The organism is Streptomyces sp. NPDC057307, from assembly GCF_042667665.1.
Classification (GTDB): domain Bacteria; phylum Actinomycetota; class Actinomycetes; order Streptomycetales; family Streptomycetaceae; genus Streptomyces.
The window spans coordinates 1-11,064 of sequence record NZ_JBHUZM010000198.1 but is presented as its reverse complement, the minus strand read 5'-3'; the positions used below and the strand labels follow the sequence as shown (position 1 = coordinate 11,064).

Below are 11,064 nucleotides of genomic sequence, written 5' to 3'. Positions count from 1 at the left end.
GTGGCACCGCCGGCTTCGGCGGTGCCACCCCTCGGCGCTGCCGCACGCGCTATCTGTCGGCCTCGTCGTCGCCGCCGGTGCGCTCGCACCGTTCGTCCGGGCCGCCGTCCGCGTAGTGGATGTGGATGCCTTCCTCGCCCGGTGCCCGGTCGGGGCGCAGGATCAGCCGCTCGTCGTAGTCGCCGCCGTTCTGGCTCCGGTACGGGATCGGCTCGGTCTCCGGGATCGTCAGCAGCCGCTGCCGCAACTGCCCCACGGCCGTCTTGTACTCGGCTTCGGACAGCTTGACCGCTCCGTTGACGACGAGCGGCGGCACCACGGCCATGCCCGGATACCACAACGTGCCGTGCAGCAGCGGGAACAGCACCTCGTTGATGTCACCGTGGATGCCACGCGGTCCGGTGGTCGCCGCGTTGGCGCCGACCGTCGTCAGCACCAGGGCGCGCCTGCCGACGAGTCCGCCGCTGCCGTACCGCTGCGCCCTGCCGGTCTCGGGATCGAGCACGCCCTGGGCGAAGCCCTGGATGAACAGCCGGTCGAACCAGCCCTTGAGGATCGCCGGCGGCCCGAACCACCAGAGCGGGAACTGCACGACGAGGGTGTCCGACCACAGGAGCTTCTCCTGCTCCCGGCGGATGTCCTCGCTGAGTGTGCCGTTCTCCAAGGCGTACTGGGACTCGGTGAGGACGTCGAGCCGCTCGTCGGGGTCGTGGTGGAAGTCGCCGGGGCCCACCACCGGGTTCCACTCCATGGCGTACAGGTCCGACTCGACCACCTCGTGCCCGTGTTCACACAGCACGGCGATGCCCTCGTCGCGCAGCGCGCCGTTCAGCGAGCGCGGATCGGGGTGGGCGTACAACCAGAGCACCCGCACGATCGGCCACCTTCCTTTCCTCGGTACGACGACAGTATTGGTCAATCTTCCATGCGGTCGGCGGCGTCAGAGCGCCAGTTGGAGGGCCACGGAGATCCCGCCCGCCATGAACGCGGTGCCGACCAGCATGAACACCACCTGCACGCCGTGCCCGTAGCCGTCGATCCGCATCCGCTCGGGCCGCCGCGGGTCGTAGCGGAGCCGGACCGGGGTTCCGGGCCGGAAACGGCCCACCCATGACCGTCCGTAGGTCGACTCGACCTCCATGTGCCGGCCGTCGTCGGTGACCCAGCCGACCACCGGGCGGTGGATCCGGCCTCCTTGCCCGTTGTGCGTCGTCTCCAGCCGGACTACCTGGCCCGAGGCCCGGACTCCGACGCGCCACAGGGCGAGGGACCGCCAGAGACCGACGAATCCGATACCGAAGACCACGGCACCGACGACGGCGAACCCGAGGGGAAACAACCAGCCAGGCACGGAACACACTCCCTCGCGGCGCCGCTCACGGTCGCCGGTCGACTTCGGTACAGGTCAGGACGGGTCGTGGAGGCCGCCGGTTGCCTCCGGCCCGGCGCGGGACGGCAGTTGGGTCCCGGCCAGAAGCGGGGGTGTACCCAGCAACACCCCAGACCGGGGTCGTACGCCCAATGTGCCCCCGTCCGATCGTGCGTAACTTCTCATCTGTGACACAGAGAGTGTCCCAGGGAGAGCACCGAGCCCTGCGCACCCCCGCTGTTGAAGCGGTGGCACCGGCCGCCTGATGCAACCCCCCGCTCAGGCGCGGAGATGTCACTCGCTCACGCCGCAAAGGGCAGCCGCATCCAGCGGCTGCCCTGAGTGGCGTCGGGGCGCTACGGCTCCGGGGTGGCCCGCGTCTCCGGGACGCCCCGTGCGGAACCGTCGTCGCTCACGCGACCGGGTCCGCGGCTTCCAGCGGGTCGGGACTCAGGCCGACTCGGGCCCGTTGATCTTCTCTATCGCCTGCCTGGCGTGTTCGCCCGGCGTGCGGCCCGCGAGCGACGACACCGGGGCCGGTGGCGCCCCGACAGGCCGGCCGGGCTCCTGCGGGGGCTTCGCGTGGGTGGCCGAGCGGCCGCGCAGCCGGTGGCTGACCGCCTCGTCGAGGCTCACGGGACGCTGCATCTGGTGCGCCAGCCGGCCGGCCTCCTGGCCGAGCGCGGCGACGTCCTCCCACTGGAGACGGACGACGAGACGCAGCTCGGCCTCACCGTCCGGGAGGGCTTGCAGATTGATGTGCTCGTTCATGGGCCGGTCTCCTCGACATGGCGGGGGCGGAGGTGCACAGAGGGATACGGGCATCTCCCCCGGCATGTTCAGGAAGCCGGCCCCGGTACGCTGACCTGTCTATGCGCCGCTTCCCCCACACCGGCCCGCCACGGCGCGGCCGGCCCGTCGTCCTCGCAGCTCTGGCCGTCGTGACGGCCCTCGCGGGTACCGCGGGCTGCGCGGCCGAGACCGGTGCACGGGACGGCGGCCCGGCGCCGAGCCTGTCGCCACCGGTCAGCGCCGCGCCGCTGTGGCCGGACTACGCGCCGCCGGAGCCGCCGGACAGCGGGGAAGCCGAGAAGCAGAACTTCGAACGGTATCCGCCGGTCAAGGACGTCACCGTGCCGGCGGGCGGACTGAAGAAGCTGTCGGTGCGGGAGTTGCTGACGAAGGACCCCAACGTGCCGGACTTCGTGCGTGCCGCGCTCCGGAGCTGCCCCGGCGCCGACTGCGGTCTGCGCGACCCCGTCTACAAGGACCTGACCTCCGACGGCCTGGACGAGCTGGTGGTGGCGCTGGACGAACCCTCCTCCGGGCTGACGCTCATCCAGGTCTACCGGGCCTCGGGCGAGACCGTGCGCCCGGTGCTGATCAACTTCGGACCCGTCGGGCTCACCGGCGAGACCTTCGGCACGGACCTGATCCTCACGTCGGCCGGCCAGACCGGCCGGGTCACCACGCGCTACCGGTGGAACGGCGAGGTGATGACCGTCGAGAATCCGTGGAAGGAGTCGGACGACGGCCCGCGGGCGGCCGACCCGCTGGCTCCCGAGAAGACGGTGCCTCAGGAGGTCCCGCCTCGGGAGGTCCCGCCCGTTCCACCACCGCACACCGGCACCAGGGAGCCGACACAGTGATGAGATCGGCGCGTCCGTCCCGGCCCGCCACGGCGGCGGAGGCACATCTGCTCCTGGTCGAGGACGACGAGGTGATCCGCAACACCGTCCGGATGCTCCTGGAGCGGTACGGATTCACCGTGTCCACGGCGGGCGACGGGCTCACGGGGCTGGAGATGTTCCGGGAGACCGACCCCGACCTGCTGCTGCTCGACGTCATGCTGCCCGACCTCGACGGCATCGGACTGTGCCGCCGGGTCCGGGAGCTGAGCCTGGCGCCGATCCTGATGATGTCCGCGCGCGGTGACGCCCTCGACGTCGTGTCGGGGCTGGAGGCGGGCGCCGACGACTATGTGGTCAAACCCTGCGAGAGCGCGGTGCTCGTCGCCCGTATCCGCTCCCTGCTGCGCCGGGTCTCGTTCTCGCCGGCCGGCGCGGGCGCGGCCTCCGACGCGCGGGCGGACTCCGCCGTACTGGCCTTCGGCGATCTGACGGTCGACACCCGTGGCATGGAGGTACGGCGCGCCGGACAGGTGGTCGCGCTGACGCCCACCGAGCTGCGGATGCTCCTGGAGTTCGCGGGCTCGCCCGGAGTCGTACTGGAGCGCCGTACGCTGCTCAGCCGGGTGTGGGACCACGCCTGGCACGGCGACACCCGGGTCGTCGACCTCCATGTCCAGCGCCTGCGGGCCAAGATAGGCGCCGACCGGATCGAGACGGTCCGCGGCTTCGGCTACAAACTGCGGCGCTGACGATGGCTCTCAGATGGCGGATCGCGGCTCTGGTGGCGGCGGCCGCCTGCGCGGTCGCCGCGGCCGTCGGCGTACTGGTGCACGAGTTCTCCCGCAACCGTGAGCTGTCGCAGGCGCGTGAGTCCGCCCGCGTCACCCTCGACCGGGCCGCGGTCACCTACGCCCGTACCGGCGACGTCCAGGGCTCGGGCGCGGCCCTCGACGCGGCCGGACTGCCCGGCGGGCTGCGGGAGTTGGTCGCGGAGGGACGCCGGGGAACGGAGTTCACCACCGGGTCGGCCGGGCCCGCGATGTGGGCGGCCCGGCCCGCCGGGAGCCGGGTGCTCTCCGTACGTGTCGATCTGACGACCACGATGCGCGACATCGGCGCCCTCGACGCGAGCATCGTCGTGGCCGGGCTGATCACCACCGCAGTGGTGCTGCCGCTGGGGGTGCTGACCGCCGGGCGGATGAGCCGCAGGCTGCGTACGGCCGCCGGTACCGCGCGCCGTATCGCCGCCGGGGATCTGGACGCGCGGATCGCGGCGGGACCGCGGCCGCGGGACGAGATCGCCGACATCTCCACCGCCGTGGACACGATGGCCGGAGCACTCCAGAAGCGGCTGCTCGGCGAGCAGCGCTTCACCGCCGATGTGGCGCACGAGCTGCGTACGCCGCTGATGGGTCTGGTGACGGCGGCCGAACTGCTGCCCGAGGGTGAGGCGGCCGGGTATGTGCGCGACCGGGTGCGGGTGCTGAGCGCGCTGGTCGAGGAGCTGCTGGAGATATCCCGGCTGGACGCGGGGGCCGAGCACGCGGATCTCTCGCCGTGTCCCGTCGGACCGCTGGTGTACGACGTGGTGGCGCGCACAGGGCTGGACTCGAAGGTCGTCGTCGTGACGGGAGAGGACGCGGAGTCCGGCACGCGGCGCGCGCGGTCCGACACCGACACCGACACGCACCCGCACACCGACGCGGACGCGGACGCGGCGACGGTGCGGACGGACTCGCGGCGGCTCGAGCGCATCCTCACCAACCTGGTGGTCAACGCGCACCGGCACGGCCGGGCCCCCGTCGTGATCACCGTGGCCGACGGCGGCAGGACCGTGGCCGTACGCGACCACGGTCCCGGCTACCCCACGACGCTGCTCGACGACGGCCCCCAGCGCTTCCGGACCGGCGCGCGCGAGCGCGGTACGGGTCATGGGCTCGGCCTCACGATCGCGCTGGGCCACGCTCACGTCATCGGCGCCACGCTGGAGTTCGGCAACGCGCCCGACGGCGGCGCCCTCGCCACGCTCCGGCTGCCCCAGGTCCTCCCGCCCACCGAGGCGGACCCGGAGGACCTGGCCAACCTGGCCGGCCTGGCGGACCGTTGATACACGGCCGATACAACTCCGCGCGGTAGCCGACGCGTTGCTTCCCCTTGACGAAGATCTTCGGTGCCGAGGATGACGTCATGCGTATGCGTATCCGTCGCCTCCTCACCTGGCGCAAGGCTCTGGCCGCCTTACTCACCCTGTGCCTCCTGATCGTCGGGGCGTTCACCGTGCTGTACCTGGTCATCGACATCCCGAGACCCAACAAGCAGGTGAAGGCGCAGAGCAACGTCTACCTGTTCAGCGACGGCTCCAGGCTCGCCCGTACCGGCGAGGTCAACCGTGAGTCCGTACCGCTCGACCGAGTGCCCGAGGACGTACGGCGGGCGTTCGTCGCGGCCGAGAACAAGGACTTCTACAGCGACTCCGGTGTCTCCCTCTCCGGCACGGCGCGCGGCGTCTTCAGCACGGTGACCGGCGGCGGCAAGCAGGGCGGTTCGACCATCACGCAGCAGTACGTGAAGAACTACTACCTCAGCCAGGAACAGACCGTCAGCCGCAAGGTCAAGGAACTGTTCATCTCGCTCAAGGTGGACCGGCACAACTCGAAGGACGACATCCTCGCCGGCTATCTCAACAGCAGTTACTACGGACGGCTCGCGTACGGCGTCCAGGCCGCGGCCCGCACGTACTACGACAAGGAGGTCGAGGACCTCGACGTCGAGGAGGGCGCGTATCTCGCGGCGCTGCTCCAGGCTCCCAGTCAGTACGACTGGGCCGTCGCGTCACCCGCCGACAAGAAGCAGGCGAAGGCGCGTTGGGGCTATGTGCTGGACAACATGGTCGGCGAGGGGTGGCTCGACAAGGACGACCGGCGGCGCATGCGCTTCCCGGTGCCCGTGGCGCCCAAGGCGTCGGCGGAGCTGGCCGGGCAGGCCGGGTATCTGGTGGACGTCGCGCGGCGTGAGCTGATCGACTCGGGAGTCGGCGAGCAGGAACTGGCGGCCGGCGGCTGGCGGATCACCCTGAACATCGAGCCGGCGAAGCAGCGGGCGCTGCGCGAGGCGGTCCCGGCCGGGCTCTCCGCGTCGGGCCGCGGCTCGAAGCCGACGCCGAAGCCGAAGGCTCCGGAGCGGGATCCGGACCGGCAGGCCGGCGCGGTGTCCGTGGATCCGAAGACCGGGCGCATCGTGGCGCTGTACGGCGGCGACGACTATCTCGAGCACTACCTGAACAACGCGACCCGCGCCGACTACCAGGCGGGACCGACCTTCGCACCCGTGGTCGTCGCCGCACAGATCGAGGCGAAGGAGAGCGCTGACAGGACGCTGGGTCCGGATCTTGTGAGGAAGACCGCCACGAAGCTGGGGATGACGGCGGACCCGGCCGGCTTCGGCGCTCCCCAGGCGATGTCCCTCGGGCTGATGGGCGCGAGTCCGCTGGAGATGGCGGGGGTCCACGCCACGCTGGCCAACGACGGCAGGAAGGTCACCCCGTCGATCGTGAAGTCCGCGAGGCGCGGCGACCGGACTGTCGATCTGCCGGACGCGATCGGCGACCGGGTGATCAGCAGCATGTCCGCGAAGTACGCCCACGCGTCGCTCTCGGGGAAGGCACGTGCGGGAGGAACGGCCTGGCCCGACAAGGGCGTTCCGCCACTGCTGGAAGCGGCCGACGCGAGTGGCGGCACGGATGCCTCGGGTCACACCGACGACCGGAAGGCGGAGTGGTTCATCGGTTCCGCCCCGGATCTGGTGACGTCGATCGGGCTGTTCGGCGAGAGCGCCAAGACAGGGAAGCAGGTGACGCTCAAGGGCATCGAGGACAGCCCCGCCGCCCGGATCTGGGGCGCCTATCTCACCTCGACGACGGACGAACCGACGCCGCCGGACGGTTCGACGACGGCCGAACCGACGCCGCCGGACGGTTCTTGACGGTGCGTCAGGAAAGTCGTGCGCCGGCCCGCCCCACCCCCGTTCGAGGGGCGGGAAGGCGCACACCGACCCTCGTACGTCGGTCACCGGGACCGGACGTCAGTCGCCGGCCCCGGGCCGCTCGTCCAGTTCGTCGGGAAACTCCCGGTCGCCGGCCTGCGGCGGCTGCGGGCCGTGATTCGTCATGATGACCGTCTGCTCGACCCGTACCATCCGGAACACGTCCTCCGCGATGATCACCTGGTCCTCACCCCGTTCCACCGCGTCGGCCGCCCGGCCGAACCGGCCGGCGAACTCCCCCGCGTGTGCGGCCCGTGCGCGCAGGACCGCGCCGAGATCGAGCCGGGCCTCCTCCTCGAAGGGCACGGCCGGGAACAACTGCCGCCAGCCGCCCTCCTCGTGGATCATCGCGGCGTAGGCCGTGTAGTGGGACACGGACATCCGCTCCCAGTCCGGACCGTCCACCCGGAACTCCTTGCGGAGTTCCTCCTCACGTTTCCCGACCTCCAGCAGCCGCCGGGCCGCCGCGTCGTCGAATCCGTCATCTGCGCTCGCGTCCATACCCCCAGCGTGCCGCACCGAGCGTCGCCGGGCGCGGGGAATCAGCTATATGCCGGGGTCAGGGCTGCCATACGCCGGTGCGTGCGGCGTCCGCGGCGAACGCGGTGAAGTCCCTGGGCCTACGGCCCAGAGCCTCCTCCACGCCGTCCACGAGGTGCGCGTTGCGCCCGTCGTTGATCAGCTCGAACAGGTCGGCGAAGTCCTCCGGAGCGCCCACCGAGACGAGGAAGTCACGGTAGTCCTCCAGCGCGACCGGTGCGTAGGTGATCTCCCGGCCGGTGGCCTTGGACAGTTCGGCGGCGATCTCGTCGAAGCCGAGCAGCCGGGGTCCGGAGAGCTCGTACGTCCTGCCGATGTGGCGGTCGTCGGTGAAGGCCGCGACGGCGACGTCCGCGACGTCGTCCACGTCGACGAAGGGCTCGACCGCGTCACCGGTCGGCAGTGTCAGCTCCCCCGCGAGTACGGGCTCCAGGAAGAAGCCCTCGCTGAAGTTCTGGCTGAACCAGCTGGCCCGGACGACGGTGACGTCCGCGCCGCTGTCCTTCACCTTGCCCTCGGAGATCAGGGCGCCTTCCTCGCCCCGCCCGGAGAGCAGCACCAGCCGGCGCGCGCCCCGGTCGACGGCGCGCCGCGCGAACGCTCCGACGGCCTCGGCCGCGCCGGGGAAGGCGAGGTCGGGGTAGTAGCAGAGATAGACGGCTCCGACGCCTTCCAGTGCGGCGTCCCAGGTGTCGGGCTCCTCCCACACGAAGGGGATCTCGCTGCCGCGCGAGCCGATACGCACGGGCAGTCCGCGTTCGGTGAGCCGCGCCGCGACGCGCCGCCCGGTCTTGCCCGTACCGCCGGTGACCAGGGTCAGCCTCGGCGCCGCCGCCCGCGTGTTCTCGGTGTTGTGCGTGTTCTGTGTCATGGCTCAAGTCAAGTACGGGCCGGGCCGGCGGAACATGGTCACGAAGCTCACCGGCATAAGCGTGCGTCTACGTCCCCCGGTGACTTCCGAGCCCGACGGCTCCCCGGTACTCCCCGCGCAGTAGTCGCGGGCCATCCGGCGAGTGGATGCGCCGTGAGCCGTACCCGGTGGAGTCTGAACGACGACGGAACAGGCGTGGAAGACGGGGAGAAAGAGCATGGACAGGGATCTGGCCGAGTTCGCCCGACGGTGGGAGAAGGCCGAACTCGGCGGTGACGTCGACGCGTTGGACCGGTTGCTCGCCGACGACTTCCGCGGGGTCGGTCCGCGCGGATTCATCCTCGACAAGGCGCAGTGGCTGGAGCGGTACGCCTCGGGCCATCTCATCCATGACGCCTTCGACTGGACGGAGGTGGAGGTGCGCCGGCACGGCGAGGCGGCGGTGGCCATCGGTCTGCAGTGCCAGCAGAGCATCGTCGACGGCCGGGACGCCGACGGGCGCTTCCGTGCGACCCAGTTCCTGGCCAGGGACCAGGACGGGGGCGGGTGGCGGCTCGTCGGCATCCATCTGAGTGCCATGGCCGAACCGCTGCCCTGAGTCCCGGCCCCGGCCCGTTCCGGGGACGCGCGATCAGTGCTGTACGGCGGCCGGTTCTAGTCCTGTGCGGCGGCCAGTTCGCGTACGGTCGCCATGTCGCTGAACGGGATCAGCGTGTCCCCGACGGTCTGGTAGGGCTCGCTGCCCTTCCCCGCGATCAGGACGATGTCGTTCTTGCCCGCCGCCGACAGGGCGAACTCGATGGCCGCGCGGCGGTCGGCGTACCGCTCGAAGCGGGTGCCGGTGGCGGCCAGACCGGGCGTGATCTGGTCGAGGATCGCCTCGGGGTCCTCGTGACGGGGGTTGTCCGAGGTGAGGACGCACAGGTCGGAGTGGGTGCCGGCGATCTCGCCCATCTCCGCGCGCTTGGTGATGTCACGGTCGCCGCCGCAGCCGAACACGGTGATGACCTGCCCCGTGGCGAAGTCGCGGATGGTGCTCAGCACCTTGTCGAGGGAGTCCGGGGAGTGCGCGTAGTCCACGATGACCGAGGTGCCGCGCGGGGTCTCGAAGCGCTCGAAGCGCCCGGGGATCGGGGGCATCCGGTCGAGCGCGGTGACCAGTCCGCGCAGGTCGTGCCCGAGGAGGTGGCAGGCGGCGACGGTGGCGAGCGCGTTGGCGACCGAGAAGCGGCCGGGTACGGGGATCGCCGCCGGGTATTTGCGCCCGGCGTGGTGCAGCGTGAAGCGCGTACCGAAGGCGTCCATCGTGAGGTCGGTCGCCCGGTAGTCGGCGTCGGTGTCCAGCGCGTACGTGGTCACCGCGCCGGGCATGAGCGCGCCGATCCCGGCGCCCACCGCGTCGTCGATGTTGACCACGGCCCGGCGGCAGAGCCCTTGGAACAGCCGGAGTTTGGCGTCCCGGTAGTTCGCCATGGTGCCGTGGTCGTCCAGATGGTCCTGCGTGAGGTTGGTGAAGATGCCCACGTCGATGTACGAGTGGTCGACGCGGTGCGTCAACAGCCCCATGGACGTGGCCTCCAGGACGACGGTGCTCACGTCGCGGTCGCGCATGACACCGAGCAGGTACTGGAAGTCGGGCGACTCCGGGGTGGTGAGCACCGACCGGGGCATGGGGATCAGCTCGTCCCCGATGCGGCTGCCCGCCGTGCCGATGACCCCGACCACGGCCTGCTCGGCGAGCCGCAGCACGGACTCGACCATGTATGACACCGACGTCTTGCCGTTGGTGCCGGTGATGGCGACCATGTCCATCGCGAGGCCGGGGTCCCCGTGGTAGCGGGAGGCGACGACCGCGGCGGCGGTGCGGGTGTCCGGGACGCGTACGACGCAGACGGCCGGGTCGGACGCCCAGGCGGCCACCGGCAGATCGTCGGTCGCCGCGTCGACGAGCACGGCGACGGCGCCGCGCGCGAGCGCGGGGCCGACGGATTCCGGGCCGCCCTCGCGGTGGCCGGGGACCGCGATGAACAGCGATCCGGGTGACACGCGGTGGGCGTCGAAACAGGTTCCGGCGGTGATGGCCGTATCGGGATCGCCCTGCAGAATCTCGTGGTCGTGCCCGACGAGCAAGTCGCTCAGCTTCACAGGGGATCCTCTCGAAGGTACGGCTCGGCCGCCGTGCGGCGGTCACCGTGGAGGCGCCGACGGCACGCCGAAGCGTCGCGGGGTGGGGCGCGGGTGCGGGTGTCGCTGGGGGCGCGATGGGGCTGGGGGGAGCGGACGGCTCTGCACGCGAGTGCGGACGAGAAGAGGACGCCTCGGGGAGGAATTCCACCGGGCGCCGGAGGCCGAGAGTCGGCGGCGAACTTGCTAGCCGTGGCCGTGCAGGGCGTGGCACAGCGCGCACGAGGCCAGTCGGAGGCCCTCCGTCGCAGCGTGTGTATTACCCATGAGTGCAGTGTACGTCCCACGGGGCCCTCCCGGCCCCCGTCGTCCGGCCGCATCGCGCCGACCGGCCCGGCCGGCGATCGAGGTCCGGGGCCCGACCGTGCGAACCGTGGAATGACGCGCCGGGGCGGGAACGCCGAACGGCCGGTGGCCGGTCGTGATGG

Annotated in this window: 11 protein-coding genes; 5 read left to right on the top strand and 6 right to left on the bottom strand. The window is 71.4% G+C overall.

Going from position 1 to position 11,064, the window contains the following annotated elements:
• Positions 1-49: 49 nt before the first annotated feature.
• The 3 genes from ACFUN8_RS35115 to ACFUN8_RS35105 all read right to left on the bottom strand — a co-directional run bounded on the left by ACFUN8_RS35115 (position 50) and on the right by ACFUN8_RS35105 (position 2,140).
• Positions 50-874, bottom strand: coding sequence for an NAD(P)H-dependent oxidoreductase (locus tag ACFUN8_RS35115; protein ID WP_383646885.1), 825 nt, complete (start codon positions 872-874; stop codon positions 50-52).
• 66 nt (positions 875-940) lie between these two features.
• On the bottom strand, positions 941-1,351 hold the full coding sequence (locus ACFUN8_RS35110) for a DUF3592 domain-containing protein (protein ID WP_383646883.1): 411 nt from the start codon (positions 1,349-1,351) through the stop codon (positions 941-943).
• A gap of 468 nt (positions 1,352-1,819) precedes the next feature.
• Positions 1,820-2,140, bottom strand: a complete 321-nt coding sequence (locus tag ACFUN8_RS35105) for a hypothetical protein (protein WP_383646880.1) — start codon at positions 2,138-2,140, stop codon at positions 1,820-1,822.
• Between the two features lie 101 nt (positions 2,141-2,241).
• Between ACFUN8_RS35105 and ACFUN8_RS35100 the strand changes: the two genes are divergently transcribed.
• The 4 genes from ACFUN8_RS35100 to ACFUN8_RS35085 all read left to right on the top strand — a co-directional run bounded on the left by ACFUN8_RS35100 (position 2,242) and on the right by ACFUN8_RS35085 (position 6,981).
• Positions 2,242-3,018, top strand: coding sequence for a hypothetical protein (locus ACFUN8_RS35100; RefSeq protein WP_383646878.1), 777 nt, complete (start codon positions 2,242-2,244; stop codon positions 3,016-3,018).
• Positions 3,018-3,749: a two-component system response regulator CseB gene (gene cseB / locus ACFUN8_RS35095; RefSeq protein WP_383646875.1), complete on the top strand. Its 732-nt coding sequence runs from the start codon at positions 3,018-3,020 to the stop codon at positions 3,747-3,749. The genes ACFUN8_RS35100 and cseB overlap by 1 nt, the downstream gene beginning before the upstream one ends.
• A gap of 2 nt (positions 3,750-3,751) precedes the next feature.
• Positions 3,752-5,107: an ATP-binding protein gene (locus ACFUN8_RS35090; protein ID WP_383646873.1), complete on the top strand. Its 1,356-nt coding sequence runs from the start codon at positions 3,752-3,754 to the stop codon at positions 5,105-5,107.
• A gap of 80 nt (positions 5,108-5,187) precedes the next feature.
• Complete coding sequence (locus tag ACFUN8_RS35085) at positions 5,188-6,981, top strand: transglycosylase domain-containing protein (protein ID WP_383646871.1); 1,794 nt, start codon at positions 5,188-5,190, stop codon at positions 6,979-6,981.
• 99 nt (positions 6,982-7,080) lie between these two features.
• Here ACFUN8_RS35085 and ACFUN8_RS35080 read toward each other — a convergent pair whose 3' ends face one another.
• Positions 7,081-7,542, bottom strand: coding sequence for a DUF5954 family protein (locus ACFUN8_RS35080; protein ID WP_383646868.1), 462 nt, complete (start codon positions 7,540-7,542; stop codon positions 7,081-7,083).
• Between the two features lie 58 nt (positions 7,543-7,600).
• The gene (locus ACFUN8_RS35075) at positions 7,601-8,452 is read right to left on the bottom strand and encodes an NmrA family transcriptional regulator (protein ID WP_383646866.1); all 852 of its coding nucleotides are present in this window, start codon (positions 8,450-8,452) and stop codon (positions 7,601-7,603) included.
• Positions 8,453-8,669: 217 nt separating this feature from the next.
• Here ACFUN8_RS35075 and ACFUN8_RS35070 point away from each other — a divergent pair, with 217 nt between their 5' ends.
• Positions 8,670-9,050, top strand: coding sequence for a nuclear transport factor 2 family protein (locus tag ACFUN8_RS35070; protein ID WP_383646863.1), 381 nt, complete (start codon positions 8,670-8,672; stop codon positions 9,048-9,050).
• Between the two features lie 56 nt (positions 9,051-9,106).
• Here the strand turns inward: ACFUN8_RS35070 and ACFUN8_RS35065 are convergent, their stop codons facing one another.
• On the bottom strand, positions 9,107-10,597 hold the full coding sequence (locus ACFUN8_RS35065; RefSeq protein ID WP_383646861.1) for a UDP-N-acetylmuramoyl-L-alanyl-D-glutamate--2,6-diaminopimelate ligase: 1,491 nt from the start codon (positions 10,595-10,597) through the stop codon (positions 9,107-9,109).
• Positions 10,598-11,064: the final 467 nt, after the last annotated feature.